Here is a 26,212-nt window from a genome sequence, read left to right on the forward strand (position 1 = left end):
GTCAGGGCTTTGCTGGCGACACCGCGCCGGATCAGCCCTCGCTCTGCATGGCACGTTATTTTGCCACAGGGAGATCCTGATAACGGGTGGTGTAGGCGGGTGACAACATTTCCCGCTTCATCGCCCAGGGCTTCTGGACGCCCTGACCGGCAAACCATAACTTCGCTTTTCCGCTCTGATTAATGCCATCGACCACGCGCATCAGCGCTTCACTGCCAGGGCGGGGCTGAAACTCATCGAAAAGATTAAGTTGCGTCACGCCCTGATTAAAAAAGTCCCCCAGCATAACGCCTGCCTTCATATAGCGGCAGCCATCCAGCCAGATACGATCCAGCGCTTCGGCGGCCACGCGTATAATGTCGCGGGTATCGTTAGTCGGGATAGGTAACTGCGCCATAGCCTGATTACCATAAAAACCTTCTCCTTCAGCATGCGGACTGGTGCGGATAAACACGGCGACCTGTCGACAGAACTGCCGCTCCTCACGCAGTTTTTCCGCCGCCCTGACCGCATAGTTACACACGGCTTCCCGCATATCAGCATACGCTGTGATGCGTCCTGAAAAAGAGCGTGAGCAGATGATCTGCTGTTTCGCAGGCGAGAAGGTCTCCAGTTCCAGGCAGGGTTCGCCGCGCAACTCCCTGACCGTTCGCTCCAGCACCACGTTGAAATGTTTGCGAATAACCCAGGTACTCTGTTCCGATAAGTCTTTTGCCGTGATGATGCCCATGGCATTCAGTTTCCTGCTGAGACGTCTTCCCACACCCCAGACATCTTCAACCGGGATCAGGGCCATCAGCTTTTTCTGGCGATCCACATTAGAGAGGTCAACCACACCACGGGTTTTTGACCATTTTTTTGCGGCGTGATTCGCCAGTTTGGCCAGAGTTTTGGTCTGTGCAATGCCGACACCGACGGTAAGATGGGTATCCTGTTTGATGCGTGCACGGATCTCGTGCCCGACTTCTTCCAGAACGCGACAGTGGCGAACGCCGGTGAGGTCGACAAACGCTTCATCAATGGAGTAGATCTCAACGGCTGGCGAGATCGCCTCCAGCGTGGTCATGATCCGGTTACTCATATCAGCGTAAAGCGTGTAATTTGAACTGAAAACGTGGACGTTGAGCCGCTGCAAATCCTCTTTGATTTTGAAATAGGGTGCCCCCATTTTGATCCCCAACTGCTTTGCCTCGGCCGAGCGTGAGATAATACATCCATCATTATTACTCAGGATGCAGACGGGCTTGCCTCTCAGGTCGGGCCTGAAAACGGTTTCGCATGAGGCGTAGAAGGAGTTGACATCAACCAGGGCGAACATCAGCAATCGGCCCTGTTTAGCGGACTGTTAATCAGGGAGTGGCTGGCCAGCCGATAGCCAGCAGGGGCAGTGACACCGGCATGAGCGCGCGGTTGAGATGTCACGGGTCTGAAAAGGGGCATAAAGGTATCTTTGCGAATGCTGTATATAAATACAGTATTGCGAATCAGCGATGCTGGTCAAGTCACGCCATACCGATTCTTTTTAACTTTATGATATGAAAGTGCTTTTTATTGTTCGTGCTACAGGTGCGTGAAGGGGCTGCGGCATATCCCAGCCGGCACCGCACAATGTTCAGCTCCTCGTCAGATAAAGGATGCAGGCTGCATTAGCGCGACGCTTAATGCGCGTAGTGTACTTATCACTGCTGCCTGCGCTAGAATCCCCGGTTGATTTGACCGAAATGCACCTCTTCAGGCCGGTAATGATGATCACGACAGCGACAGCGCAAAAAAGCAGAGAGCGGGGACGGCCCAGAGAGTTCGATATCGAGCAGGCTCTGGATCACGCGATGATCGTTTTCCGGCAAAAGGGGTACCATGCAGCCTCCATCGGCGATCTGAGTGAGGCGATGAACCTCTCTGCAGGCAGTATCTATAAGGCGTTTAAAGATAAACGCTCACTGTTTCTGCTGGTCTTCGAGCGCTATCTGCTGCTGCGCAATGCCGATCTGCGCCGTCGTCTGGCCCCCTGCGTGAGCGGGCGGGAGAAGATCACCGAGCTGTTACAGTTCTATCTGGATTCGGCGCGGGCGACGGAGGGACGGCGCGGCTGTCTGGTTGTCGCCAGTGCCATTGCGTTGCAGACAATGGATGAGGCGCTGGCGCAGCGCATCAATGAAGTTGTGCAGCGCAATCAGCGCTTCCTGGTTTCACTGCTGGAGCTGGGGCAACGGGATGGCTCTATCGATAACACGCTGGACAGTGAAGCGGCAGCGGGTCTGATTCTCTGCATTGCGTTTGGTATGCGGGTGACAGGCAAGGTGGGCGATATGGTCAATGAGCAGCAGACGCTGGCACTGGCACTGAAGGTGCTGGGGTAACAGCGAGCCCGCTGTGTGACGCGACACCGCCCGGAGCATGTCCGGCACGCGGGGGGCTGAAACGCCCCCGAAGATTAACGGCCGAACAGCAGGCTGATGAGCGCGTGATAGTGGCGCTCTTCTTCCTGTGAAGAGGCGGTTTCAAGGCGGCGCAGCAGTTTGGTGCAGATCGATTTGCGATTCACGTTCTGACCGGCATTCAGAATTTCCACTACCACCTGTCCCAGCGTCTCTTGCTGTGAAGGCAGGCTTGCCGCATTAAAATAACGGGCAATGTCGTCTGCCGTTTGTGGCAGTCTCTGGTTCGGGTACATGGATCGTTTCCTGGCGGATAGTTCAGCATCTAACGAATAGGTACAAAGTTATACAATGTTGTCTGTGTTGTACAGCTATTTCGCCAGAAATCGTCTGCTTTTTATTCAGCACGGCTGCGCTGACAGTGGCAGGGTAAATGAGCGGAGCCGGCGCAGGGTGCAAAACCAGCAGGCGGGCGCAGACTGAATGCACCCGACAGCCTGGCCTGCAGCATAGCTAGCGGTAATCTTTCAGGAAAACCGGTGCCTGTCCGGTCTCAACCAGCCAGTTAAGTTCGGCTCGGTCGCGCGATGCGGCTTCGGTGAAACTTTTGAGCCAGTTTCGCGCATCGGCAATCTGGGCGACGCGTTCATCACTGCGCTCATGCTCGGCCATTTCACCCAGCTGGCGAATCAGTGAAACGAGCGTGATTTCCTGCTCTGTAAAAGCCAGATTAATTGCCGCTTCACCAAGAATCATATGACCGACGTTTTTGTCATAATACACCATATGTTATCTCCTGATTAATGAGCCATACGCCAGTTTAGTTAAAGGCGTCTCTGACTAAAAGAGCAGAAATAGCAGGTCAAAACGATCGGTCTTTTCCCAAAATAAATGGCACCTCAAAGCGAAGCGCTAACCTGTTAATATCCCAGCATAAAAAATTTCAGACACCTCTGTTCATAAAATAACTGAGCGATTTTGACGATTAAACAGAGAGGGAGATGCCTGAAATTCAGATAAGCCAGCGACTCTGGCCAGGCACAGGGTCACATTAAAGCGCGTCTGTTTCAGCAACAGAGAAAGGAGAAGGGGTTTATAAAAAGAGGCGGACGACTGACAGACAGAATAAAGCCGCCCGAAGGCGGCTTTATTCCACAGAGAGCGTTATTTATTCGGTACTTCGGAAACCGCTTTAACGTCGGCTTTATTAATCTGTTGCTTCACGCCGTTTGCATCGGTGTAAGCCAGCAGGCCTGCATCAGATTCTGACGGTTTGCCATCACTAATAATGGTGCGTCCATCGTTAGTCTGAATCGCATAGCTGGTGCGGGTGCAGCCAGTTAATACAGTCATACCAATCAATGCGGCGAGCGGTAAAATCAGCGCTTTTTTCATCTTATTCACCTTATATTAGTTATCGAGTTCACTCATATTACTGATCTCATTGCGATTGATTTGCTCAGTTTTTCCTGTCTGAGCATCGCGATAAGAAACCAGACCGGTATCTGAATCAATCTGCGGTTTACCATCGGTCACGATGGTGCGGCCATCAGTGGTCTTAATCGATTGATTGGAAGAGCAGCCTGCCAGTGTGCCTAAAGAGAGAGCCAGCAATGCGATAGCTGACAGGGATTTCATTTTCATTTTTTGTTCTCCATGAATTCATATCCAGACGTTTACAGCATAGACGCCTTTATAAATTTTGCTGGCCCTGACCCGCTCCGTTGCGTTTTTTTTAAGCAAAAACAGTGGTCGCTGTGATTATTTCCGACGCTGAGTCCGGGAAATAGCATTTATTGCAACTTTGTATTGTCGGCACGGACGTTTTGCGGCGCTGGCATCCCGTCACAATAAGCACAAAGCCAAAGGCGAAAATAAGATCGGAGATAAGGGCCGCTATTTTGTTAACGTCCGAACCGTCAGCAGGAGAATAGATCGCAGCGCGGAACGCGGGCGCCGGGGAGAGCTCTCCTGCAGAGGAGGATGAGTGGCCCGAAGCCGGTGCGATCCCGGGCCAGAGAGAGGCTATCAGAGGACAGAGTCTTCGCCCGCTTTGGCGGCCGCTTTTTCCGCCTTCATGGCGCTGACCGGATCGGAGGCGCTCAGCCAGCGGTCAAACTTCTGGTAGGTGTCGATAAAGGTCTTAAAGTAGCTGCTGGCAATGGTGGCATTCTCTTTGTGATTCATAAACGCCACGGCCAGCTTGAATGCATCTTCGTTATCAAATTTCATGTTGGTTTCCCTCGCTTAAGATGCATAGAGCGTAGCCTGATAACGCGACCTCTGCATTCAGACAACCGCCTGAAAAGCGACAATAATTCTCTCTGCCCGACGCCATTCATCCGATTGGCGCGGATTCCCACTTACTTCACGCCAAATCCTTCTTATAATGCCAGCTTCACTTGTGAAGGGGACCCGCTTATGTCGAAAGGATTAATCGTTGCCGCTGTGCTGCTGCTGTCGGGTTGCAGCCTGTTGCATAAACAGCCGCCAGCGCCGCAGACGCTGCACTATCGCTGTGGGACGCTGCCGCTGACCGTGACGCTGGATGAGAGTCAGCAGCAGGTCAGTTTCATTATGGACGGCCAGCCGCTGACGCTGAAGCAGACCGTATCGGCGTCCGGTGCCCGTTACAGCGATGGCACCTATGTTTTCTGGTCTAAAGGCAACGGCGCATTTATTGAACGGAACGATAAAATTGTCGTGAACGATTGTGAGCTGCAACCTGCCAGCTGACTCTTTATCTGAAAAGGCGAGCATTATGAGCGACAGCGAAACGCTACACACCATTGCCCATCTGCGGCGTGAATATACCCGCGGCGGATTACGCCGGAAGGATCTGCCGGACGATCCCGTCGTCCTGTTTGAACAGTGGCTGAGCCAGGCGTGCGAGGCAAAACTGCCCGATCCGACGGCCATGACCGTCGCAACCGTGGATGAACAGGGCCAGCCGTGGCAGCGCATCGTGCTGCTGAAGCACTTCGATGCGCAGGGCATGGTGTTCTATACCAACCTCGGCAGCCGCAAGGCGTTACAGCTGGCAAACAATCCGCGCATCTGCCTGCACTTCCCGTGGCACTACCTGGAGCGTCAGGTGATGGTGCTGGGCGAAGTGGAAAAACTCTCGCCGCTGGAGGTGCTGAAATATTTTCACAGTCGTCCGCGTGACAGTCAGATCGGGGCCTGGGTGTCGAAGCAGTCGAGCCGTATTTCGGCGCGCGGCATTCTGGAAGGGAAGTTCCTTGAGCTGAAGCAGAAGTTCCAGCAGGGCGACGTGCCGCTGCCCAGTTTCTGGGGCGGCTATCGGGTGAAATTTCATACGCTGGAGTTCTGGCAGGGGGGCGAACATCGCCTGCACGATCGTTTCATCTACCAGCGCGATCACGATGGCTGGAAAATCGACCGTCTGGCACCCTGAATCTGCACGATTCCCCCCTATCAGCGCTGGCACAGAGAGCGTCAGCGCTTTATGCTATAGCCCTGATTTTTTTCGATTCCGCATCCCGGCGGAAAGCTGTGTACCAGCCTAGGTGCAGTCTGATCAATTTGGAGTCAGTAATGACCAGCAGTAACCTGATACAACAATTGCAGGAGAGGGGCCTTATCGCCCAGGTGACGGATGAAGAGGCGCTGACAGAGAAACTGGCGCAGGGGCCAATTTCGCTCTATTGCGGCTTTGACCCCACAGCCGACAGCTTGCATTTGGGCCATCTGGTACCGCTGCTCTGCCTGAAGCGTTTTCAGGATGCCGGCCACAAGCCGGTGGCACTGGTCGGTGGCGCAACCGGCCTGATTGGCGACCCGAGCTTCAAAGCCGCAGAGCGTAAACTTAATACCAGCGAAACCGTCGGTGAATGGGTTGAAAAGATCCGCCAGCAGGTGGCTCCCTTCCTCGACTTCGATTGCGGCAGCAACAGCGCAATCGCCGCCAATAACTACGACTGGTTTGGCAGCATGAACGTGCTGACCTTCCTGCGTGATATCGGCAAGCACTTCTCCGTCAATCAGATGATCAATAAAGAAGCGGTGAAGCAGCGTCTGAACCGTGACGATCAGGGCATCTCCTTTACCGAGTTCTCTTACAATCTGCTGCAGGGCTATGACTTTGCCTGCCTGAATGAGCGCCACGGCGTCTCGCTGCAGATTGGCGGATCGGATCAGTGGGGTAACATCACCTCCGGTATCGACCTGACCCGTCGTCTGCATCAGAACCAGGTGTTTGGCCTGACCGTGCCGCTGATCACCAAATCTGACGGCACCAAGTTCGGTAAAACCGAGGGCGGCGCAGTCTGGCTGGATGCGAAGAAGACCAGTCCGTACAAGTTCTATCAGTTCTGGATCAACACCGCGGACGCAGATGTCTATCGCTTCCTGAAGTTCTTCACCTTCATGAGCATTGAAGAGATCAACGCGCTGGAAGAAGAGGACAAAAACAGCGGCACCGCGCCACGTGCGCAGTATGTGCTGGCTGAGCAGGTCACGCGTCTGGTGCATGGCGAAGCGGGTCTGTCGGCGGCGAAACGCATCACGGCCAGCCTCTTCTCCGGCGCCGTGAGCGATATGACCGAAGCGGATTTCGAGCAGCTGGCGCAGGATGGCATGCCAACCATCACCCTGAGCGCTGAAGACGATCTGCAGCAGGCGCTGGTGAAAGCGGAGCTGGTGCCGTCACGCGGTCAGGCTCGCACCATGATTGGCTCCAACGCCGTCTCTCTGAACGGTGAAAAGCAGTCTGACGCGGAATACCGCTTCAGCGACAGTGACAAACTGTTTAACCGCTTCACGCTGCTGCGTCGCGGTAAGAAACATTACTGCCTGATTAACTGGCAGTAAGATTTCAGGGCCGGTCTCCGGCCCTTTTTTATGGCAAGGCAGGACAGGGCAAACAAGTGAAAAATATTTTAGCGATTCAGTCGCACGTTGTTTTTGGTCACGCCGGGAATGCGGCGGCTGAGTTTCCGATGCGCCGCCTGGGTGCAAACGTCTGGCCGCTGAATACCGTGCAGTTTTCCAACCATACGCAATATGGCCACTGGACCGGCACGGTGATGCCAGCAACGCACTTAACCGACATCGTGAAAGGCATTGCGGACATCGACCGTCTGAAAACCTGTGACGCGGTGCTGAGCGGCTATCTCGGCTCGGCGGAGCAGGGCGAGCAGATTCTGGAGATTGTCCGTCAGGTCAAAGCGGCTAACCCGAACGCCTGGTACTTCTGCGATCCGGTGATGGGCCATCCGGAGAAAGGCTGTATCGTCGCCCCGGGCGTGGCAGAGTTTCACTGCAAAATGGCGATGCCTGCCAGCGACATCATCGCGCCGAACCTGCTGGAGCTGGAGATGCTGAGCGAACGCACCGTCACTGATGTGGACGCGGCGGTGGACGCAGCACGGGCGCTGATCGCTCAGGGGCCGCGCGTAGTGCTGGTGAAACATCTGGCGCGTGCGGGGCGTCGCAGCGATCGCTTTGAGATGCTGCTGGTGACGGCAGAGGATGCCTGGCACATCAGCCGTCCGCTGGTGGACTTTGGCGTCCGTCAGCCGGTCGGCGTGGGGGATCTGACCAGCGGACTGCTGCTGGTTAATCTGCTGCACGGTAAATCGCTGCAGGATGCGCTGGAGCACGTCACCGCTGCCGTTTATGAGGTGATGCTGAAAACCCATCAGATGGGTGAGTATGAGCTGCAGCTGGTGGCGGCACAGGATGCCATCGCCCATCCGACTCAACACTTCGCGGCTGAAAAGCTGTAACGCATCAGGGCCGGTTATCCGGCCCTGTTCAATCAGGCTAATCCTTCGGCCCTGAGTGCCGCCTGCACCGCAGGCCGCTCTGCAACCCGCTCAAACCACGCCTTCAGCGCCGTATACTCAGACAGATCCAGTCCCAGCGCGTTTGCCCAGCGCGTCACCACGAAGAGATACGCATCGGCCACGCTGAAGTGCAGCCCCATCAGCCACTGTCTGTCACGCAGTGATTCATCGACAAAACGAAATTTTGCTTCCAGCTGGCTGCGGGTCTGCGCTTTTACCTCGTCAGAGTAACCTGGCCGGAACAGCGGCCCGAAACTTTTATGCAGCTCGCTGCCAACGTAGCTGAGCCACGCAACGGTCTGGTAGCGCGTCAGGCTGCCAACCGGTGCCAGCAGGTGGCGATCGGGTTTGAGATCCGCCAGGTACTGCACAATGGCGACACCTTCCGTCAGCACGGTGCCATCGCTGAGCTGCAGGGCGGGCACCTGACCTTTGGGGTTGATCTGGCGAAAGTCGTCGCCGCGTTCGGTGAGCTTTGTAGCCAGATCAACGCTGACCTGGGTGAAGTCGAGCCCGCATTCGCGCATGACAATGTGAGGTGAGAGCGAACAGGCACCCGCTTTGCAAAACAGTTTCATAACCCGGTCTCCTTGTGGCAATGGGGTTACTGCATAGTAAATGCTCAGAGCAGAATTGCCAGTGACAGGGATCAGGGAATAATCAGGGGGAGACGTCAGCCATAAAAAAGCCGGGCAGAGCCCGGCTGAGAGATGACTGGGTGGCTGTCAGGCCTGCACATCCCGGGCTTTTGCTTCAGAGTCCTGCGTCATGCGGTTCAGCAGCGGCGCAGTAATCAGCATCAGCACGGCGATCACTGCTGTAGTGATACCAATCTCCTGAAACACACGGCTGTAGGTTGCCAGTGAAATCAGCGGATCGGTCACGTTTTCAGGCACAGCCATCAGGTTAGCGACTTTACCGGCAATCACCGCCGCACCGGCGGTGGTCAGGAACCAGGAGCCCATGATAAAGCCCATCAGACGCTGAGGCACCAGCTGCGCGACCATCGCCAGGCCGAGACCGGAGATCATCAGCTCACCGATACTCTGCAGTGCATAGCTCAGGATCAGCCAGTTCACAGAAACGATACCGGCATCGCTGGCAAACTTCGCGCCCAGCGGCAGCACCAGGAACGCGGCGGAGCAGAGCACCATACCAAAGGCAAATTTGTGCGGCATCGGCAGCTTATCGCCCAGCTTGTTATAGAGCGACGCCAGCAGCGGGCTGGCCAGCATGATCCAGAACGGGTTCAGCGCCTGAAACTGCTCCGGAGCAAAGGTAATGCCGAAGATAGTGTGCTCAACGTTACGGATAGCGAAGAAGTTCAGGGAGGTCGGCATCTGCATGTAGAGCACGAAGAACAGAATCGCTTCAACCATCAGCAGGAAGGCCACGATCATCTTACGACGCGCCGCGCCCTGCAGCGCAAAGGCTTCTTTGGCAAACACCAGCACGATGCCCAGTGCAATCACCGCCAGCACCACGCGTGCAATCGCCTGGTGATGCAGCATCCAGTTTGCCAGTGCGACCAGCACCACGACGCCCACGAGGGTCATCAGCAGTTTACCGACCTGCAGCGGCGCAAAGTCCGGTTTAGAACCGTAATCTTTGACCATGCGTTTGCAGAACAGGAAGTTGAACAGGGTGATAACCAGACCGATGACGCAGAGGGAGAAGGCGACGCTGTAGCCATATTTTGCGGCTAACCACGGTGTCAGCATCATCGAGAACAGCGAACCGATGTTAATCGACATGTAGAACATGGTGAACGCACCGTCGAGACGCGGGTCATCTTTCTCGTAGCAGGTCGAAAGCAGCGAAGAGGGGTTCGCTTTGAACAGGCCGCTACCCACGGCAATGGTCGCCATACCGAGATAGACGATACTGACGTTGTGGCCGGAGAAGGCGACCAGCGCATAACCCAGCGCCAGAACCAGCACACCCAGTACGATGACGCGTTTGGTACCCAGCACCTTATCACCGAGCCAGCCGCCGATGGCGACCAGACCATAAACCAGCGCACTGAATGAAGAGAACAGGGTAATAGAGTCTGATTCAGACAATCCCAGCTGCTTCACCAGATAAACCGCCATAATGGCCTGCAGGCCATAGAAGCCAAAACGTTCCCATAACTCAATCGAAAAGATTAAGTAGAACGCCTTTGGCTGTTTAAACGCATTGAGGCTGACAGCCTCATCAGTGTGTTTGTTTGCAGTTGACACTTGTACCTCAGTTTTGTCACATCCTGTTTCGGGACAGGAATTAAGTCTGCGTCATGTGAGTGTTCCATGCGCAAAATTGTTATCAGAAGGGAGGAGCGGCGACTAATTTGGCTGATTACGGGCAGCAGGGCAAGAGTTTTCTGACACCCCGTGTAACCTGATAATGTCAGGTTAAAAATCTTACAATAAACGATGAAGCAGATTTTAATATTGATCTGAAATATCACTTCAGTATAAAAATGCCAAATGAGGGCGGCTTACTGGATGAAATTAATATTAACTGCTAATGGTGCCTTATGCAGATTAAACGTTTGCCGGATGATAATTCAGCAGCACTAACCGGCAGAAGATGGCTATTTCCCAGGCGATCTGCCGAAAATTAAAACGTTAAGCCTGCCGCATTGATGAAAAAGCGTCCGGGTGACGATCCGGAACACAAAACGGCGATTTATTTCAGAAAGTAAAACAAGAAATCGATTGCGCGGGGCTGGCGGGTACGAAAACCCGTGTTGCTGAGCGCGCTCGACAGAATATTCACATTCCTGTAGCCTCTCAATTTCCCCTTACAGGAACTCGCTATGTCCTCCTCCCTGCGTTTATCACTGGTCGGTGATTACCGCGCCAGTGCGGTTGCCCATCAGGCTATTCCCCTTGCGATTGAACGTGCCGCCCGTCGGCTGAACATCACTGCGGAAGCAGAATGGATCCCCACTGAACAGCTTAGCGAGGCGCATCTGGCGCAGAGCGATGCTATCTGGGTCGTGCCGGGCAGTCCTTATCATAATGACGCGGGTGTTTTCGACACCATTCGCTGGGCGCGGGAAAGCGGCAAACCTTTCCTGGGCTCCTGCGGCGGATTTCAGTATGCGGTCATCGAATACGCGCGCAATGTGCTGGAGTGGCAGGATGCGCGTCACGCCGAAACGGAAACGGGCGGGCGACAGGTGATTACGCCACTGAGTTGTTCGCTGGTGGAGAAGCGCGGCACAGTAAGATTTGAAGCGAACTCGCGTATCGCCCTGGCCTATGGGGCGCTCAGCAGCGATGAAGGCTACCACTGCAACTTTGGCGTCAACCCGGCATTCAGTACCGCACTGGGCGAGAACACGCTGCGCATTACCGCCTGGGACGAGGCGGGTGAGGTGCGCGGCGTAGAGCTGCCCGACCATCCCTTCTTTGTCGCGACGCTGTTTCAGTCAGAGCGCGCCGCCCTGCAGGAGAAGGACGCTCCGCTGGTGGTCGCGTGGATGCAGGCCGCGCTGGCGCAGCGCTGACGGGCTTCATCAGGTGACACCGTCACGGATAACCGGGCGGGCGCGATGTATAAACGTCAGCGATTCAGCTGGCGGCGCTGCGCGATCTGTTCAGCGCGCAGCAGCAGGGCCTGCAGATCCTCTTCATCAATATCCAGCAGTTCACCGCCCTGCATCGCCTGATGCAGATCGGCGCGGGTCAGCGGCACCGGCATCGCCACCGGCTCAGGTTTACTCTCTGCGGGAGCCAGCGGATGCGGATAGCGGCGACCGGCCAGATTATTAAACAGCAGCGCCAGCAGCGCGAGCGTCAGGGAGTTGAGCAGAACCGGCGTCAGAACAAACTGATAGCCCAGCTGCTGTACCGCAGGTCCGCCCAGAATGGCGGTCAGCGCCACCGCGCCGCCAGGCGGATGCAGGCAGCGCAGCTGAAACATCAGCAGGATCGCCACACAGGCTGCCACGCCGCAGGCGATTGCCGGATCGGGGATCAGCAGGCTGACGGTCACGCCCGCCAGCGCTGACAGGCTGTTGCCGCCGACGATGGCCCACGGCTGCGCCAGCGGACTGGCGGGCACACCAAACAGTAACACGGCCGAGGCGCCGACCGGCGCGACAAACCAGAGGTTCAGCTCACCCAGCATCCAGTGGCTCAGCAGGCTGGTCAGCATCAATCCGCAGCCGGCGCCCAGCGCGGCGAACAGGATATGCTTTTGCGTGACCGCCAGCGGGTGCGGCCAGAGTCGCGCCAGGAACTGGCGCAGAGGATGCCTCGCAGCAGGAGGCCGTTCATTCGTTGCTTTACTCACCGGGTCATAACATTTTCTTATCGTCAGGGGCGGCGATTTTCCATCATCAACAGCGAGGTAACAACCCGACAAACTGTGACGTTATTCAGAACGGCAGGGAGGGCGGTGGCAGAGAGAGACGCAGAGGGCAATCAGACGATAAAAAACCCGCCGCAGCGGGTCAGTCCGTTTTTTCAGGATACTCGCAGAGATCCTCAATCAGGCAGGAGCCACAGCGCGGTTTGCGCGCCACGCAGGTGTAGCGGCCGTGCAGAATCAGCCAGTGATGACAATCGACCTTATACGCCGCCGGAACCACTTTCAGCAGCTTCTGTTCGACCTCTTCCACGTTTTTACCGGGAGCAAACCGGGTGCGGTTGCTGACGCGAAAGATATGGGTGTCGACAGCGATGGTTGGCCAGCCAAAGGCGGTGTTGAGTACCACGTTGGCGGTTTTGCGGCCGACGCCCGGCAGCGCTTCCAGCGCCGCGCGATCTTCCGGCACCTCGCCGTTGTGCTGTTCCAGCAGAATGCGGCAGGTCTTGATGACGTTTTCCGCTTTGCTGTTAAACAGGCCGATAGTTTTGATGTAGGACTTCACGCCATCCACTCCCAGCGCCAGCATGGCGGCAGGGGTGTTGGCCACCGGATAGAGTTTCGCGGTGGCTTTATTGACGCTGACATCGGTCGCCTGCGCGGAAAGCAGGACCGCAATCAGCAGTTCAAACGGCGAGCTGAAGTGAAGCTCGGTGGTCGGATGCGGATTATGTTCCTGCAGACGCCGCAGGATCTCGGTGCGTTTCGTCTGATTCACACGGCTTTCCCGGCTGCGCCCTGCGGTGCGGCGCTGGCCGCGGCTTCAGCACGCAGTGCCGCACGCTGCTTCATCTTCTGATCGATCAGGTATTTGCCCGCCAGCATCATGCCGAGGCCAATAAACGCGCCAGGCGGCAGCATGGCCAGCAGCATCGGTGAATCAAAATGGACCACTTCAATGCGCAGCGATTTTGCCCACGGCCCCAGCAGCTGATCGGCGCCGTTAAACAGGGTGCCGCTGCCGATAATTTCGCGCAGCGAGCCCAGCACCACCATGGCGCAGGTCGCGCCCATGCCGATGGCGAAACCATCAAGCGCCGCCAGCGGAATGCTGCTTTTAGAGGCCACGGCTTCGGCACGGCCCACCACAATGCAGTTGGTCACGATCAGCGGGATAAAGATCCCCAGCGACTGATAGAGTCCATAGGCATAGGCGTTAATCAGCATCTGCACGCAGCTCACCACCGAAGCGATGATCATCACGTAGATCGGGATGCGGATTTCCGAAGGGACCCAGCGGCGCGAGGCGGAAATAAAACTGTTGGTCAGGGTCAGCACCAGCGTGGTCGCCAGCCCCAGACCGAGCGCATTGGTGGCCGTTGCGGTGACCGCCAGCAGCGGACAGAGGCCCAGCAGCTGCACCAGCGCCGAGTTGTTCTTCCACAATCCGCCAACCAGCAGACTTTTAGCTTCACTCATTTGCGTCTCCACATTGCGGTAACGAAGAAAGTTTCTCCGGCAGCGTTTTCATTAACAGCGCGGTGCGTTTGGTGGCATTGACCACCGCGCGCGGGGTAATGGTGGCACCGGTAAACTGATCGAACTCGCCGCCATCTTTTTTCACAGCAAAGGCCTTATCGCCGGGGCCCTGAACCACTTTGCCGTTAAAGCTGTTGATCCAGTCAGAAATCCGCAGTTCGATCTTGTCGCCCAGACCGGGCGTTTCATGATGTTCAATCACCCGCACGCCCAGTACTTTACCCTGGAAATCGGCACCGACAAGCATCTGTATGGCACCAGAATAGCCGTCAGGCGCAGTGGTCTCCAGTGCGGCAGCCACCGGCCGATCGCCTTTGCGCGCCAGATAGAGGTGATGGGGCGCGCTGTTACCCAGTGCCGGATCGGTGACAACGTAACAATCCTGCTGAATGTTATTGTCATAAAGCGTGGTCGGAACCACCTGATCCAGCTGGTTTTTCTGCTGTAACTGCGTCTGATGTTCAACCGTGGGTTTGGTCACGGTGTTCACCACGGCGGTCGCCGCGGTGGTGATCGCGGCAAACATCGCCAGCGTTACCCCATTTTTACGAATCGTCTCCAGCATCGCTTAATCCTTCTGATGGCCGTAAACGCGCGGCTGGGTGTAGTAGTCGATAAGCGGCACGCAGATATTCGCCAGCAGCACGGCAAAGGCGACGCCATCGGGATAGCCGCCGAAGCTGCGGATCAGCCACACCAGCAGGCCAATCAGCGCACCATAGATCAGGCGGCCCCGGTTAGTGGTTGAGGCTGTCACCGGATCGGTCGCAATAAAGAACGCGCCCAGCATGGTGGCACCGGAGAACAGGTGGATCAGCGGGCTGTTGAGCGAGTCCGGTGAGAAGAACCAGCCCAGCGTGGCGCAGACGGCCAGCGACAGCAGCATCGCCGCAGGAATATGCCAGCGGATAGCTTTTTTCCACAGCAGGAACAGGCCGCCCGCCAGATAGCCGACGTTGACCCACTGCCAGCCGAGACCCGCCAGCACGCCGCTGTAAATCGGCTGGGCCAGCAGGTGTTCAGCGCTGTGACCCGCGCGTAAGCCGGTTTTAAAGGTATCCAGCGGGGTCGCCTGGCTGATGCCATCCACACCCATCTGCAGCTGCTGCATGGTATCGCCCGCCAGAGTATGCCCGCGGAAAACCATGCTCAGGCTGTCGAGCAGGCTGGGTTTGATCGCCTGAAGGGTATCGGGCGGCAGCCAGCTGGTCATCTGCACCGGGAAGGAGATCAGCAGCACCACATAGCCAACCATTGCCGGATTAAAGGGGTTCTGACCCAGCCCGCCATACAGCTGTTTCGCAATGACCACGGCAAAAAGCGTACCGACGACCACCAGCCACCAGGGCGCCAGCGGCGGCAGGCTGATGCCGATCAGCACGGCGGTCAGCAGCGCTGAGTTATCTGCCAGCGTGCTGGCAACCGGCGCTTTGCGCAGCCGCAGAATCGCCGCTTCAGTCAGCCAGGCGGTGAGCGTCGCCAGTAAAACCTGTAACAGGGTGCCGTAGCCAAAGAAATAACACTGTGCGGCAAAACCGGGCAGCGCAGCCAGCACCACCAGCAGCATGATATTGCCGGTGCTGCGGCGATTGTGGGTGTAAGGAGAACTTGCGATACGAAAAGCCATTTAATCCTCAAGCGTCGTAGACGACTGCGCTTTACGCGCTTTGGCACGGGCGATGGCGGCAGCAATAGCGGCTTTGCGCGCATCATCGGGTTGATTCAGTTCAGGTGCCTGTTCAGGTTCGGCATTCGCATTGTTTGCCTGCTCCTGAGCCTGCTCCGCTTTCTCCACCGCAAAATGCGCGGCGGTCGCCAGCGCGGCGGCGTCGCGTGACGCGGCGTCCGCCTCCTGTTCCGCCTGTGAGGGCTCAGGGGCGCTGTCGGTGGCGGGCGTAGCGGGTTCAGCGTGCTGCGCCTGCGCGGCTTTCTTCGCTTTGGCGCGGGCAATGGCGGCCTGCACGGCGGCCTTACGCGGATCGGTTTCAGCCGGTGCGTCTGCGGCGCCGTCGGTGACAGCCTGCGTGGACGCTTCAGCATTCTCGGCCTGCGCGGCTTTCTTCGCTTTGGCGCGGGCAATGGCGGCCTGCACGGCGGCCTTACGCGGATCGGTTTCAGCCGGTGCGTCTGCGGCGCCGTCGGTGACAGCCTGCGTGGACGCTTCCGCATTGTCCGCCTGCGCGGCTTTCTTCGCTTTGGCGCGGGCGATGGCGGCCTGCACGGCGGCTTTGCGCGGATCGGTTTCAGCCGGTGCGTCTGCGGCGCCGTCAGTGACAGCCTGCGTGGACGCTTCAGCATTGTGCGCCTGCGCGGCTTTCTTCGCCTTGGCGCGGGCGATGGCGGCCTGCACAGCGGCCTTACGCGGGTCGGTTTCAGCCGGTGCGTCTGCGGCGCTGTCGGTGACAGCCTGCGTGGACGCTTCCGCATTGTCCGCCTGCGCGGCTTTCTTCGCTTTGGCGCGGGCAATGGCAGCCTGCACGGCGGCCTTGCGCGGGTCGGTTTCGGCCGGTGCGTCTGGCGTGGCTTCAGCAGCCTGTTGCGCTGTTTCAGCCTCCGGCTGTGCCGCTTTCTTCGCTTTAGCGCGGGCAATCGCCGCTTCTACCGCCGCTTTACGTGGATCGGTGGTCTGACGCGTGACCGGCTGGGTTTCAGCCTGCGCCTCGGCCTGACGCAGACGCGCCTGCGCATGGCGGGCTTCACGCTGCGCCTCAAGCGTCGCTTCATCCGGCTGGGCAGCCGGACGCGCGTTCACCCGCGCTTTTGCGGCGGCCAGTTCACCGTTATCCGTACGAGCCACACGCTGCTTGGCCTCTTCATGGCGTGCTTCGCGGGCCTGTTTTTCACGCTCCAGTCGCGCCTGACGCGCTTCAAAGCGCGCTTTCGCTTCCAGCGTGCGTTTGGCTTCCAGATCGATGGCGCGCAGTTCCGCTTTTTCCTGCCGGTAATATTGCACCAGCGGGATGTTACTCGGGCAGACATAGGCGCAGGCACCGCACTCAATGCAGTCATCGATATGGTGAGCGCGCGCTTTATCGTGATCGCCGCCCTGGCTGAACCAGTAGAGCTGCTGTGGCAGCAGCTTAGCCGGACAGGCATCGGCACAGGCTGAACAGCGAATGCAGGACTGCTCTTCGTCGTTGTTGCCCATCTCACTGGCAGAAGGCGCCAGAATACAGTTAGTAATTTTCACCACCGGCACATCCAGCGACGGCAGGGTAAAGCCCATCAGCGGACCGCCCATGATCACCATCTGGCGCGGCGCAGGGGTGAATCCCACCTGATGCAGCAGATGACTGATGGGCGTACCCAGACGGCTCCAGACGTTACGCGGCTGAGCAATCGCCTCACCGGTCAGGGTGACCACGCGCTCGGTAATCGGTTCGCCGTTGATAATGGCGCGCTTCACCGCCCACGCGGTGCCAACGTTCTGCATCAGCACGCCGATATCGGTTGAGCGCCCGCCGTGTGGCACTTCCTTGCCGGTCAGGATGCGGGTCAGCTGCTTGGCACCGCCCGAGGGGTATTTGGTCGGGATCACCCGGATTTGCAGGTCACGCTCACTGCCCAGCGCCTGCTTCAGGGCGGCAATCGCTTCGGGTTTGTTATCTTCGATGCCGATCAGCACCCGCTCAGCCTGCAGCACCCAGCCGAGAATGCGGCTGCCTTCCAGCACCTCGGCGGCATAATCCTGCATCAGGCGATCGTCCGCGGTGATGTAAGGCTCGCACTCTGCCGCATTGATAATCAGGGTTTTTACCCCGCGCAGGCCACCTTTCAGTTTCGTGGCGGTCGGGAAGCCCGCGCCACCCAGGCCCGCCACGCCCGCATCGTGAATGCGCTGCACGATATCGGCGCGCGGATGCTGGCGATAGTCAGGCAGGGGATCGAGCGGCACCCAGCGATCTTCGCCATCGGGCGTCATAAAGATGCAGAGTTCGGACAGACCGGAAGGATGCGCGGTCATATGCTGGCCAATCGCATCAATCACCCCGGAGGTGGGCGCATGAACCGGCAGCATACGGCCGGTTCCAAACGTCAGCGGCTGACCGCGCAGCACCTTATCGCCAGGCGCCACGCAGATCTCGCCTTCATGGCCGATATGCTGTTTTAACGGAATAACGAAACGGTCCGGCAGGGGCAGTTCGCTCAGCGGCGTGCCGTTGGACTGGGTTTTCATTTCGGGCGGATGAATGCCGCCCTGAAAATCCCAGACCTTCTCTTTTTTCAGGAAGTTAAACAGATTAAGCATGAGTTTCTACCGGGATCACCCGTACAGGAATGGTATTCAAATCCCACTTCCAGTTAGCTGGCGTGGTGGCAACCGGACGCATTTCGATGCAGTCAGTCGGGCAGGGGGCGACACAGAGATCGCAGCCGGTGCAGACATCGCTCAGCACGGTGTGCATGGCGCGGGTGGCCCCGACAATCGCATCCACCGGACAGGCCTGAATACATTTGGTGCAGCCAATACAGTTGGCTTCATCAATAAAGGCCACGGTGCGCACCGGCTCTTTCGCCGTTTCGTCGCCATCGATGGGCTGCGGTTCAACGTTGAGCAGGGCCGCCAGCTTGAGCATGGTCTGCTCACCGCCCGGCGCGCACTTGTTGATCGCTTCACCGTTGTTTCCGACCGCATCGGCATAGGGACGGCAGCCAGGATAGCCGCACTGGCCGCACTGGCTCTGTGGCAGAACGGCATCAATCTGCTCAACAATGGGATCCTCTTCCACCTCAAAGCGGCGCGAGGCGTAACCCAGCAGGCCGCCGAACACCAGGCTCAGCGCACTCAGTACAGCAATAGCAATCCAGATCGCGGTCATCAGAATTTCACCAGCCCGCTGAAGCCCATAAAGGCCAGTGCCATCAGGCCCGCGGTAATCAGGGCGATGGAGTTACCTTTAAACGGGGCGGGGACATTGGCCAGCACCAGCCGCTCACGCATACCGGCGAACAGCACCATGACCAGCGAGAAGCCGATAGAGGCGCTGAAGCCATAGAGCGCGGCCTGCATAAAGGTGTGGTTGAGGTTGACGCTCAGCAGGGGCACGCCCAGCACCGCACAGTTGGTGGTAATCAGCGGCAGAAAGATCCCCAGCAGACGATAGAGCGACGGGCTGGTTTTACGCACCACCATCTCGGTGAACTGCACAACGACGGCGATCACCAGGATATAGGCCATGGTACGCAGATAGACCAGATCCAGCGGCAGCAGGATCAGATGGTTGACCAGCCAGGCGCAGATCGAGGCCAGCGTGATCACGAAAGTCGTGGCGAGGCCCATGCCAATCGCCGTTTCCAGTTTTTTGGAAACGCCCATAAAGGGACAGAGGCCGAGAAACTTCACTAAAACGAAGTTATTTACCAGCACGGTGCCAACAAAGAGAAGCAGATAATCGGTCATTTTTTCGCCTGGGAGCCAGAAAGCGGCTTATTATCATTGATAGCGCGGCGTATCTCAACACCCGCGCCATCGGCAGAGCGGCAGACCGCACTCAGAATTAAATTCCTGACATAACTCACAGCGTTACGGCGCAATGAAGGTCGCTTTCACCCGTTTTGAACGTTTGAAATAGGGCGCGAAAACCGCAGCGGCCAGCAGCGATAACAGCAACGTCTGCAGCGCACGGCTGTCGGCAACCGGCGTGAACGCAAAGGTTTTCAGCGCTAACAGCACCGTAATCAGCAGCCAGAGCAGGTAGTGACGCGGCAGGCGATGCGACCGCTTGAAGAACAGCCAGCTGATCCAGAGGCTGTAGGCCCAGACCGCCACGGCCGTAAGCAGGGAAATGGCCCAGTAGGAGAAGAGTGTGCTGCCGTGCGAAAAGAGCGCCACACGCCATTCAGCATTGAACAGCGGGGTGAGATACATCGCCAGCACCAGAACGGTGGTTAACAGAGTCATTATCAGCCAGGCCAGCGGCAGCAAAAGCCAGCCGCCAATACGTGGCGCAGCAACCTGTTCATTCATCGGGAGTTATTCCTGTCTCGGAGAGTCGAAGCGCAGCAGGATAACATGTCCGGAAGGGCTCGCCCATCCGGACAGGTCAGGGGGTAAAAGAGCGGTTAACAGCAGAAAGTCAGACCACGTAACGCCACACTGTTTTCGGGACACAGCCGAGATCGTACAGGCGTCCGCCGGAGACCAGCTCAGCACGCCGGTGGTCGGCAGCCCGATACATGTTGATGATCTCGATATCATTCGTCAGTGAGTAGTTGAGGTGGTCGAAAAGCTTTTCCAGACTGTCTGAATTATTTACTTTGCGGAATTTAAGCAGGTAATCGTGCGCAGTCATCATTGCCATAACAGATAGAAGTAACAAAGGAGTGCTCAGTATAGGGGGCGGGCCTTGCCTGTCCAGATCGGGCAGGTAAGAAAAGGTGAAAATCAGACTAACGCACCGTAAACGTAATGAAAATTCGTAGTTTTATTTTTTTACCACAGTCCACAGCCATTATCCCGTCTCTGGCTGCGCGTGAATGTTTCATCCTCAACGGCAGAACCGGCAAAAAACCGCTTTGCCTGCCACGATAAAAGCCGGTTTTTGCGCTCCCGGAGCGAATCCCCTGTCAGTGGCTTTTTTTCGTGGTTTTTACTCCAGCGTTATCCTGAACCTCTTCGCTGTCGTCAGAGAAACGTTTCGCTCACGGACAGTGTCAGCAGGCGACTGTGCGGGCAGTCACAAAACCTGTTTTTTGTTGCAGCTCAGCGTTATAACCCGTTTTGTACGCCTGGCTGTAATCGTTTCCAGCGCCATTACACATAAGCGATTCTGTTTATTACAATTATTTAACCGCAAAGTTTTTATTTCTCAGCAGTTCTCTCCATAACGCCACGGCCAGCAACCCCCTGCCGTTACACGTAACTCCTTTAAATTGCTCTGTTTTGTGAGGCGCGTCGCCATTATGCACCCTTTTTTAGTCCAGGCTAAGCGTGCTCTCTACCCTAAACAGCAAACGCCCTTCAGAGGAATGAAAACTATGTGGAAACGTTTACTTCTGACCACGCTGGTCAGCGCCGCATTAACCGGCCCGGTGCTCGCGGCAGACATGACGGTCGGCTTCTCGCAGGTCGGTTCAGAATCTGGCTGGCGCTCGGCGGAAACCAATGTGGCGAAAAGCGAAGCGAAAAAACGCGGCATCACCCTGAAAATCGCCGACGGACAGCAGAAGCAGGAGAATCAGATCAAGGCCGTACGTTCATTCATCGCGCAGGGCGTGGATGCCATCTTCATCGCGCCAGTGGTGCAGACGGGCTGGGAACCGGTGCTGGAAGAAGCCAAAGACGCCAAAATTCCGGTCTATCTGCTGGACCGGGCCATCGTCGTGAAAGACAAGTCGCTTTATCAGGCGGTGGTTACGGCGGATAACGTGCTGGAGGGCAAGCTGATCGGTGACTGGCTGGTGAAAACCGTCGGCGACAAGCAGTGTAACGTGGTGGAACTGCAGGGCACCGTCGGGGCCAGCGTCGCGATCGATCGCAAGAAAGGCTTTGCTGAAGCGATCAGCAACCATCCAAACATTAAAGTGATCCGTTCCCAGTCCGGTGACTTTACCCGCAGTAAAGGTAAAGAGGTGATGGAGAGCTTCATCAAGGCGGAGAACAACGGCAAGAATATCTGCATGGTCTATGCGCATAACGATGATATGGCGATCGGTGCCATTCAGGCCATTAAAGAGGCGGGTCTGAAACCGGGCAAAGATATCCTGACCGGCTCGATTGACGGGGTGCCGGATATCTACAAAGCGATGCTGGCGGGTGAGGCAAATGCCAACGTGGAGCTGACGCCGAACATGGCTGGCCCGGCGTTTGATGCGCTGGAGAAATTCAAAAAAGATGGCACGCTGCCGCCAAAAGTGATCAAGACCGAGTCGAAACTGTTCCTGCCTGCTGACGCTGAGAAGGAGCTGGAGAGGAAAAAAGGCATGGGCTACTGATCCGCAGACCAGCCGCAGACCGCCCTGTGGGGCGGTTTTTTATGACCAGGCGGAGTGAGCAGAATGACCACGCAAAATGAAGCACCGCTGCTGTCCATCAGCGGCGTCAGCAAAGGGTTTCCCGGCGTCAAAGCACTGAACAACGTCTCCTTTGATATCCGCAAAGGGGAGATCATGGCGCTGCTGGGTGAGAACGGTGCCGGTAAATCGACCCTGATCAAAGTGTTGACCGGCGTCTACAGCCGGGATGCCGGCACCATCGTCCTGAATGGCGAGGCGATTACGCCGCACAACACCGCGCAGGCGCAGGAGATGGGCATTGGCACCGTCTATCAGGAAGTGAATATGCTGCCGAACATGTCGGTGGCGGATAACCTCTATATTGGCCGTGAACCACGGCGTTTCGGTATGATCGATCGCCGCCGGATGGTGCGTGATGCCGATGCGCTGATGCGCAATTACGGTTTTTCGCTCGATGTCACCCGTCCGCTGGGCCACTATTCGGTGGCGATGCAGCAGATTATCGCGATCTGTCGGGCGGTCGATCTTTCGGCGCAGGTGCTGATTCTGGATGAGCCAACGGCCAGCCTGGACGCCAGCGAGGTGGAGATGCTTTTTACCCTGATGGCGCAGCTGAAAGCCCGCGGGATGAGCCTGATTTTTGTTACCCACTTTCTCGACCAGGTGTACCGCATTACCGATCGGATTACCGTGCTGCGCAACGGTCAGTTTATTGCCACCCGCGATACCGCCACGCTGCCGCAGATTGAGCTGATCAAGCTGATGCTGGGACGCGAACTGCTGGAGACGGCGCTGCAGCGGCAGGGCAGCACGCTGCGCAGCAATCAGCCGGTCGTCTCGTTTGAAGATTACGGCAGAAAAGGCACCATTGAACCCTTTAATCTGGCGGTCCGCCCCGGCGAAGTGGTCGGGCTGGCGGGGCTGTTAGGATCCGGACGCACCGAAACCGCTGAAGTGCTGTTTGGCATCCGGCGCGCCGATCGCGGCACGGCGAAGATCAAAGGTAAGGTGCAGCGCATTACCAACCCGGCCAGAGCCTCACAGCTGGGAATGGGTTTTTGCCCGGAGGATCGGAAGACCGACGGGATTATTGGCGCGGCCTCGGTTCGCGAAAACATTATCCTGGCGTTGCAGGCGCAGCGTGGCTGGCTACGCCCGATTAAAAAGCGCGAGCAGCAGGCGATTGCTGATCGTTTCATTAAAAGTCTGGGCATCCGCACACCGCACGCGGAGCAGCCGGTAGAGCTGTTATCGGGCGGCAACCAGCAGAAGGTGCTGCTGTCGCGCTGGCTGGTGACGAAACCGCAGTTTTTGATCCTCGACGAGCCGACGCGCGGCATTGATGTGGGCGCGCACGCCGAGATTATCCGTTTAATCGAATCCCTGTGCGCCGACGGTCTGGCGCTGCTGGTGATCTCCTCTGAACTCGAAGAGCTGGTGGGCTATGCCGATCGGGTGTTGATCATGCGCGATCTGAAGCAGGTGGCAGAAATCCCCCTGGAGCAGCTTTCGGTCGCGTCGATTGTCAATGCCATCGCTGACGGAGGAGTAAAACATGCTTGAGTCTCCTATGACTTCTGAAAAAACGCCGCGTCGCAAGCTGAAGCTGCCGCAGGGGATGCCGCAGATTGCGGCGCTGCTGCTGGTGCTGTTGATTGACAGTCTGGTGGCGAATAACTTTTTTGCCGTGCATCTGCAGGAGGGGCGTCTGTTCGGCAGCCCGATCGATATCCTGAACCGCGCGGCGCCCGTCGCCTTGCTGGCGATTGGTATGACGCTGGTGATCGCTACCGGCGGCATCGATCTTTCCGTGGGTGCGGTGATGGCGATAGCCGGCGCAACCGCCGCGACGCTGACCGTAGCCGGTCACGGGGTGCCGTTTATCATCCTTGCCACGCTGGGAACCGGGCTGGCCTGCGGCGTGTGGAACGGGGTGCTGGTGGCGCTGCTGCGCATTCAGCCGTTTGTCGCCACGCTGATCCTGATGGTGGCCGGACGGGGTATCGCCCAGTTGATTACCCAGGGGCAGATTGTGACCTTCGACAGCGACAGTCTGGGCTGGTTTGGCAACGGCGCGCTGTGGATGTTGCCGGTGCCGGTCTGGATTACGCTGGTCGTGGCGCTGGCGGTGTGGCTGCTGACGCGCAAGACCGCGCTGGGTCTGTTCATCGAAGCGGTTGGGATCAACCTGCGCGCGGCCCGCAATGCCGGGGTGACAGGCTGGCTGGTGGTGATGTCGACCTACGCGATCAGCGGTGTCTGTGCCGCTGTGGCGGGGCTGATTGTGGCGGCCGATATTCGCGGAGCGGATGCGAACAACGCCGGTTTATGGCTGGAGCTGGATGCGATTCTGGCCGTGGTGATTGGCGGAGCCTCGCTGATGGGCGGTCGTTTTAATCTGGTGCTGTCGCTGATTGGGGCGCTGATCATTCAGTCGATGAACACCGGGATTCTGCTCTCCGGCTTCCCGCCTGAGCTGAACCAGGTGGTGAAAGCGGTGGTGGTGATGTGCGTGCTGTTGCTGCAGTCACCGCGGTTTATTGCGATGTTGAAACGGAGACGGCCGACATGATCAAACGTCATCTTCCGCTGATGATCACCTTGCTGGTGTTTGTTGCGGGTTACCTGTTTTGCCTGACGCAGTTTCCGGGCTTTGCCTCAACCCGGGTGATTTGCAACATTCTGACCGACAATGCGTTTCTGGGCATTATCGCGGTGGGAATGACCTTCGTGATTTTATCGGGGGGTATCGATCTGTCAGTCGGCGCGGTGATCGCCTTTACCGGCGTCTTTCTGGCGCGGGCAATTGGCGATTTTCATGTCAATCCGCTGCTGGCGTTTGCGCTGATTCTGGCGCTGGGGGCGCTGTTTGGTGCCATGATGGGCTGGCTGATCGATGCGCTGAAGATCCCGGCTTTTATTATTACGTTAGCAGGGATGTTTTTCCTGCGCGGATGCAGCTATCTGGTGTCCGAGAATTCGATTCCCATCGATCATCCGTTTTACACAATGCTGTCGGGTCTGGCGTGGAAAATACCGGGCGGCGGGCGGCTGAGTCTGCTGGCGGTGATTATGCTGCTGGTGGTGGTGGGCGGGATTATTCTGGCACACCGCACCCGCTTTGGTAATCGGGTTTACGCCATCGGCGGCAATCTGACATCGGCGCAGCTGATGGGGGTGTCGACGCGCGCCACCACCATTAAGATCTATATGCTTTCCACCACGCTGGCCACGCTGGCCGGGATTGTGTTTTCGATCTATACCTCAGCAGGCTATGCGCTGGCCGGGCTGGGGGTAGAGCTGGATGCGATCGCGTCGGTAGTGATTGGCGGCACGCTGTTGTCAGGCGGTGTCGGCACGGTATTAGGCACGCTGTTTGGTGTGTTGATTCAGGGGCTGATTCAGACATGGATAAATTTCGACGGCACGCTGAGTTCCTGGTGGACCAAAATCGCCATCGGGATTCTGCTGTTTGCCTTTATCGCCCTGCAGCGGTTACTGACGGTGATCTGGGATCGTCAGCAGAACGCACCGGTTAAGCGATTGAGTTCCTGATATGAGAGGGCGGCTCACAGTAGCCGCCCGTTACTGCGCAAGGTTAAGCACCATCACGGTCACCTCTTCTCCGGCTATGTGCCGCTGCTCCACCGCCTGCCATCCTGAACGCTGATAGTACGCCTGCTGATCGGGAGTATAGAGCCAGAGTTCAGCGATCTGCTGTTGTCTGGCACGTGCAATCGTCTGCTGAATCAGTGCCTTTGCCACGCCCTGGCCGCGGAATTTTTTGTCTGTCACGACCTCACCCAGCCAGTATTCCCTTGCCGCAATGTCATCCAGTTCATAACGAATAACGCTGCAGAATGCGGCCCTGGTATTTAGCTTTTAAAGACAAGCTCAAATACCACATAAAGGAGGGAATGATGGGCAGTGGAGTAAAGCGTCCGCCGCATGGACAAAAACGCCCGGAGCGTTTTTGAACAATGCGAAGCGTTGGCCCGCTTGCGGGCGAGCCTCAGGGATGAGGCGAGTCGTCCGGCGGCCGAGCCTACAGGGATGTATTTACGGCGACTTTACGGAGCGCCCATTATTTCCGACTGAAAAGCACGGGATTGTGCGCTTATGGCACGAAAAGGCGTCGCTGTTAATGGCAGGTGCAAGGTCAGGAAAGGTATGCCTGATCGCAAAGGATTCCCGCATCCATGCGGATCGGCCGCGCCATCCCTGGCGCGG

At 57.4% G+C, this 26,212-nt stretch carries 29 protein-coding genes; 10 read left to right on the plus strand and 19 right to left on the minus strand.

The features are described 5' to 3' along the window. Positions 1–55 precede the first annotated feature (55 nt). Positions 56–1,318: a translesion error-prone DNA polymerase V subunit UmuC gene (umuC, locus tag FJW00_RS18285; RefSeq protein WP_111207385.1), complete on the minus strand. Its 1,263-nt coding sequence runs from the start codon at positions 1,316–1,318 to the stop codon at positions 56–58. A gap of 427 nt (positions 1,319–1,745) precedes the next feature. Here umuC and FJW00_RS18290 point away from each other — a divergent pair, with 427 nt between their 5' ends. Then, the gene (locus FJW00_RS18290; RefSeq protein WP_140925478.1) at positions 1,746–2,360 is read left to right on the plus strand and encodes a TetR/AcrR family transcriptional regulator; all 615 of its coding nucleotides are present in this window, start codon (positions 1,746–1,748) and stop codon (positions 2,358–2,360) included. A 74-nt stretch (positions 2,361–2,434) separates the two neighbouring features. Here FJW00_RS18290 and ycgZ read toward each other — a convergent pair whose 3' ends face one another. The 5 genes from ycgZ to FJW00_RS18315 form a co-directional block, all read right to left on the minus strand. Then, complete coding sequence (gene ycgZ, locus FJW00_RS18295) at positions 2,435–2,674, minus strand: regulatory protein YcgZ (protein ID WP_009090377.1); 240 nt, start codon at positions 2,672–2,674, stop codon at positions 2,435–2,437. 217 nt (positions 2,675–2,891) lie between these two features. Then, entirely contained in the window at positions 2,892–3,164 is a 273-nt protein-coding gene (locus FJW00_RS18300; protein ID WP_009090376.1) for a hypothetical protein, read from the minus strand. A 378-nt stretch (positions 3,165–3,542) separates the two neighbouring features. Then, on the minus strand, positions 3,543–3,773 hold the full coding sequence (locus tag FJW00_RS18305; protein ID WP_009090374.1) for a YgdI/YgdR family lipoprotein: 231 nt from the start codon (positions 3,771–3,773) through the stop codon (positions 3,543–3,545). Positions 3,774–3,788: 15 nt separating this feature from the next. Then, the gene (locus tag FJW00_RS18310; protein ID WP_009090372.1) at positions 3,789–4,022 is read right to left on the minus strand and encodes a YgdI/YgdR family lipoprotein; all 234 of its coding nucleotides are present in this window, start codon (positions 4,020–4,022) and stop codon (positions 3,789–3,791) included. Between the two features lie 384 nt (positions 4,023–4,406). Next, positions 4,407–4,610 carry a hypothetical protein gene (locus tag FJW00_RS18315; RefSeq protein WP_009090370.1) on the minus strand — a complete coding sequence of 68 codons (204 nt, stop codon included), beginning with the start codon at positions 4,608–4,610 and terminating at the stop codon, positions 4,407–4,409. A gap of 189 nt (positions 4,611–4,799) precedes the next feature. Between FJW00_RS18315 and FJW00_RS18320 the strand changes: the two genes are divergently transcribed. From FJW00_RS18320 to pdxY, 4 genes are all read left to right on the plus strand, one after another. After that, the gene (locus FJW00_RS18320) at positions 4,800–5,114 is read left to right on the plus strand and encodes an MliC family protein (protein WP_140925254.1); all 315 of its coding nucleotides are present in this window, start codon (positions 4,800–4,802) and stop codon (positions 5,112–5,114) included. Positions 5,115–5,139: 25 nt separating this feature from the next. Beyond that, positions 5,140–5,796, plus strand: a complete 657-nt coding sequence (gene pdxH, locus FJW00_RS18325) for a pyridoxamine 5'-phosphate oxidase (protein WP_009090367.1) — start codon at positions 5,140–5,142, stop codon at positions 5,794–5,796. Positions 5,797–5,936: 140 nt separating this feature from the next. Next, positions 5,937–7,211, plus strand: a complete 1,275-nt coding sequence (tyrS, locus tag FJW00_RS18330; RefSeq protein WP_009090365.1) for a tyrosine--tRNA ligase — start codon at positions 5,937–5,939, stop codon at positions 7,209–7,211. A 56-nt stretch (positions 7,212–7,267) separates the two neighbouring features. Then, entirely contained in the window at positions 7,268–8,128 is an 861-nt protein-coding gene (pdxY, locus tag FJW00_RS18335) for a pyridoxal kinase PdxY (RefSeq protein ID WP_009090363.1), read from the plus strand. A gap of 32 nt (positions 8,129–8,160) precedes the next feature. On the opposite strand, the gene gstA is transcribed toward pdxY, so the two are convergent. Then, positions 8,161–8,766 carry a glutathione transferase GstA gene (gstA, locus tag FJW00_RS18340; RefSeq protein WP_009090361.1) on the minus strand — a complete coding sequence of 202 codons (606 nt, stop codon included), beginning with the start codon at positions 8,764–8,766 and terminating at the stop codon, positions 8,161–8,163. A 147-nt stretch (positions 8,767–8,913) separates the two neighbouring features. Continuing rightward, positions 8,914–10,410 carry a dipeptide/tripeptide permease DtpA gene (gene dtpA / locus FJW00_RS18345; RefSeq protein WP_009090360.1) on the minus strand — a complete coding sequence of 499 codons (1,497 nt, stop codon included), beginning with the start codon at positions 10,408–10,410 and terminating at the stop codon, positions 8,914–8,916. Positions 10,411–10,988: 578 nt separating this feature from the next. Between dtpA and FJW00_RS18350 the strand changes: the two genes are divergently transcribed. Beyond that, positions 10,989–11,684 (plus strand): CTP synthase C-terminal region-related (seleno)protein, encoded by a 696-nt coding sequence (locus FJW00_RS18350; protein WP_140925256.1) that lies wholly within the window; start codon positions 10,989–10,991, stop codon positions 11,682–11,684. 56 nt (positions 11,685–11,740) lie between these two features. On the opposite strand, the gene FJW00_RS18355 is transcribed toward FJW00_RS18350, so the two are convergent. The 10 genes from FJW00_RS18355 to ydgT form a co-directional block, all read right to left on the minus strand. Beyond that, positions 11,741–12,472 (minus strand): HPP family protein, encoded by a 732-nt coding sequence (locus FJW00_RS18355; RefSeq protein WP_009090358.1) that lies wholly within the window; start codon positions 12,470–12,472, stop codon positions 11,741–11,743. 160 nt (positions 12,473–12,632) lie between these two features. Continuing rightward, positions 12,633–13,265 (minus strand): endonuclease III, encoded by a 633-nt coding sequence (nth, locus tag FJW00_RS18360; RefSeq protein WP_009090357.1) that lies wholly within the window; start codon positions 13,263–13,265, stop codon positions 12,633–12,635. Then, positions 13,262–13,966, minus strand: coding sequence for an electron transport complex subunit E (locus FJW00_RS18365; RefSeq protein WP_009090356.1), 705 nt, complete (start codon positions 13,964–13,966; stop codon positions 13,262–13,264). The genes nth and FJW00_RS18365 overlap by 4 nt, the downstream gene beginning before the upstream one ends. Next, positions 13,959–14,591 (minus strand): electron transport complex subunit RsxG, encoded by a 633-nt coding sequence (rsxG, locus tag FJW00_RS18370; protein WP_140925260.1) that lies wholly within the window; start codon positions 14,589–14,591, stop codon positions 13,959–13,961. The genes FJW00_RS18365 and rsxG overlap by 8 nt, the downstream gene beginning before the upstream one ends. A gap of 3 nt (positions 14,592–14,594) precedes the next feature. Beyond that, on the minus strand, positions 14,595–15,653 hold the full coding sequence (rsxD, locus tag FJW00_RS18375; RefSeq protein WP_140925262.1) for an electron transport complex subunit RsxD: 1,059 nt from the start codon (positions 15,651–15,653) through the stop codon (positions 14,595–14,597). Next, a complete protein-coding gene (gene rsxC, locus FJW00_RS18380) occupies positions 15,654–18,275 on the minus strand; it encodes an electron transport complex subunit RsxC (RefSeq protein WP_140925264.1) in 2,622 nt (873 codons plus the stop codon). It lies immediately after the preceding gene. Beyond that, the gene (gene rsxB, locus FJW00_RS18385; protein ID WP_009090345.1) at positions 18,268–18,846 is read right to left on the minus strand and encodes an electron transport complex subunit RsxB; all 579 of its coding nucleotides are present in this window, start codon (positions 18,844–18,846) and stop codon (positions 18,268–18,270) included. Before rsxB ends, rsxC begins: the two co-directional genes overlap by 8 nt. Then, positions 18,846–19,427 (minus strand): electron transport complex subunit RsxA, encoded by a 582-nt coding sequence (gene rsxA / locus FJW00_RS18390; RefSeq protein ID WP_003853423.1) that lies wholly within the window; start codon positions 19,425–19,427, stop codon positions 18,846–18,848. The genes rsxB and rsxA overlap by 1 nt, the downstream gene beginning before the upstream one ends. Before the next feature lie 123 nt (positions 19,428–19,550). After that, positions 19,551–19,994 (minus strand): DUF2569 domain-containing protein, encoded by a 444-nt coding sequence (locus FJW00_RS18395; RefSeq protein WP_009090340.1) that lies wholly within the window; start codon positions 19,992–19,994, stop codon positions 19,551–19,553. 109 nt (positions 19,995–20,103) lie between these two features. Continuing rightward, on the minus strand, positions 20,104–20,319 hold the full coding sequence (gene ydgT, locus FJW00_RS18400) for a transcription modulator YdgT (RefSeq protein ID WP_046101771.1): 216 nt from the start codon (positions 20,317–20,319) through the stop codon (positions 20,104–20,106). Positions 20,320–21,004: 685 nt separating this feature from the next. On the opposite strand from ydgT, the gene ytfQ reads away from it, so the two are divergent. From ytfQ to yjfF, 4 genes are all read left to right on the plus strand, one after another. Next, on the plus strand, positions 21,005–21,961 hold the full coding sequence (gene ytfQ, locus FJW00_RS18405) for a galactofuranose ABC transporter, galactofuranose-binding protein YtfQ (RefSeq protein ID WP_046101772.1): 957 nt from the start codon (positions 21,005–21,007) through the stop codon (positions 21,959–21,961). 63 nt (positions 21,962–22,024) lie between these two features. Next, complete coding sequence (locus FJW00_RS18410; RefSeq protein ID WP_009090337.1) at positions 22,025–23,545, plus strand: sugar ABC transporter ATP-binding protein; 1,521 nt, start codon at positions 22,025–22,027, stop codon at positions 23,543–23,545. Next, the gene (gene ytfT / locus FJW00_RS18415; protein ID WP_009090336.1) at positions 23,538–24,554 is read left to right on the plus strand and encodes a galactofuranose ABC transporter, ATP-binding protein YtfT; all 1,017 of its coding nucleotides are present in this window, start codon (positions 23,538–23,540) and stop codon (positions 24,552–24,554) included. The genes FJW00_RS18410 and ytfT overlap by 8 nt, the downstream gene beginning before the upstream one ends. Beyond that, on the plus strand, positions 24,551–25,537 hold the full coding sequence (gene yjfF / locus FJW00_RS18420; protein WP_111209104.1) for a galactofuranose ABC transporter, permease protein YjfF: 987 nt from the start codon (positions 24,551–24,553) through the stop codon (positions 25,535–25,537). The genes ytfT and yjfF overlap by 4 nt, the downstream gene beginning before the upstream one ends. A gap of 30 nt (positions 25,538–25,567) precedes the next feature. On the opposite strand, the gene FJW00_RS18425 is transcribed toward yjfF, so the two are convergent. After that, positions 25,568–25,831, minus strand: a complete 264-nt coding sequence (locus FJW00_RS18425) for a GNAT family N-acetyltransferase (protein WP_373682551.1) — start codon at positions 25,829–25,831, stop codon at positions 25,568–25,570. Between the last annotated feature and the right edge of the window lie 381 nt (positions 25,832–26,212).

The organism is Pantoea anthophila, assembly GCF_006494375.1.
Lineage (GTDB): Bacteria > Pseudomonadota > Gammaproteobacteria > Enterobacterales > Enterobacteriaceae > Pantoea > Pantoea anthophila.

Coding starts and splice junctions, on each gene's coding strand:
- umuC (WP_111207385.1), bottom strand. CDS start 1,318: ATGTTCGCCCTGGTTGATGTCAACTCCTTCTACGCCTCATGCGAAACC.
- FJW00_RS18290 (WP_140925478.1), top strand. CDS start 1,746: ATGATCACGACAGCGACAGCGCAAAAAAGCAGAGAGCGGGGACGGCCC.
- ycgZ (WP_009090377.1), bottom strand. CDS start 2,674: ATGTACCCGAACCAGAGACTGCCACAAACGGCAGACGACATTGCCCGT.
- FJW00_RS18300 (WP_009090376.1), bottom strand. CDS start 3,164: ATGGTGTATTATGACAAAAACGTCGGTCATATGATTCTTGGTGAAGCG.
- FJW00_RS18305 (WP_009090374.1), bottom strand. CDS start 3,773: ATGAAAAAAGCGCTGATTTTACCGCTCGCCGCATTGATTGGTATGACT.
- FJW00_RS18310 (WP_009090372.1), bottom strand. CDS start 4,022: ATGAAAATGAAATCCCTGTCAGCTATCGCATTGCTGGCTCTCTCTTTA.
- FJW00_RS18315 (WP_009090370.1), bottom strand. CDS start 4,610: ATGAAATTTGATAACGAAGATGCATTCAAGCTGGCCGTGGCGTTTATG.
- FJW00_RS18320 (WP_140925254.1), top strand. CDS start 4,800: ATGTCGAAAGGATTAATCGTTGCCGCTGTGCTGCTGCTGTCGGGTTGC.
- pdxH (WP_009090367.1), top strand. CDS start 5,140: ATGAGCGACAGCGAAACGCTACACACCATTGCCCATCTGCGGCGTGAA.
- tyrS (WP_009090365.1), top strand. CDS start 5,937: ATGACCAGCAGTAACCTGATACAACAATTGCAGGAGAGGGGCCTTATC.
- gstA (WP_009090361.1), bottom strand. CDS start 8,766: ATGAAACTGTTTTGCAAAGCGGGTGCCTGTTCGCTCTCACCTCACATT.
- FJW00_RS18350 (WP_140925256.1), top strand. CDS start 10,989: ATGTCCTCCTCCCTGCGTTTATCACTGGTCGGTGATTACCGCGCCAGT.
- FJW00_RS18365 (WP_009090356.1), bottom strand. CDS start 13,966: ATGAGTGAAGCTAAAAGTCTGCTGGTTGGCGGATTGTGGAAGAACAAC.
- rsxG (WP_140925260.1), bottom strand. CDS start 14,591: ATGCTGGAGACGATTCGTAAAAATGGGGTAACGCTGGCGATGTTTGCC.
- rsxD (WP_140925262.1), bottom strand. CDS start 15,653: ATGGCTTTTCGTATCGCAAGTTCTCCTTACACCCACAATCGCCGCAGC.
- rsxC (WP_140925264.1), bottom strand. CDS start 18,275: ATGCTTAATCTGTTTAACTTCCTGAAAAAAGAGAAGGTCTGGGATTTT.
- rsxB (WP_009090345.1), bottom strand. CDS start 18,846: ATGACCGCGATCTGGATTGCTATTGCTGTACTGAGTGCGCTGAGCCTG.
- rsxA (WP_003853423.1), bottom strand. CDS start 19,427: ATGACCGATTATCTGCTTCTCTTTGTTGGCACCGTGCTGGTAAATAAC.
- FJW00_RS18395 (WP_009090340.1), bottom strand. CDS start 19,994: ATGAATGAACAGGTTGCTGCGCCACGTATTGGCGGCTGGCTTTTGCTG.
- ydgT (WP_046101771.1), bottom strand. CDS start 20,319: ATGACTGCGCACGATTACCTGCTTAAATTCCGCAAAGTAAATAATTCA.
- ytfQ (WP_046101772.1), top strand. CDS start 21,005: ATGTGGAAACGTTTACTTCTGACCACGCTGGTCAGCGCCGCATTAACC.
- FJW00_RS18410 (WP_009090337.1), top strand. CDS start 22,025: ATGACCACGCAAAATGAAGCACCGCTGCTGTCCATCAGCGGCGTCAGC.
- ytfT (WP_009090336.1), top strand. CDS start 23,538: ATGCTTGAGTCTCCTATGACTTCTGAAAAAACGCCGCGTCGCAAGCTG.
- yjfF (WP_111209104.1), top strand. CDS start 24,551: ATGATCAAACGTCATCTTCCGCTGATGATCACCTTGCTGGTGTTTGTT.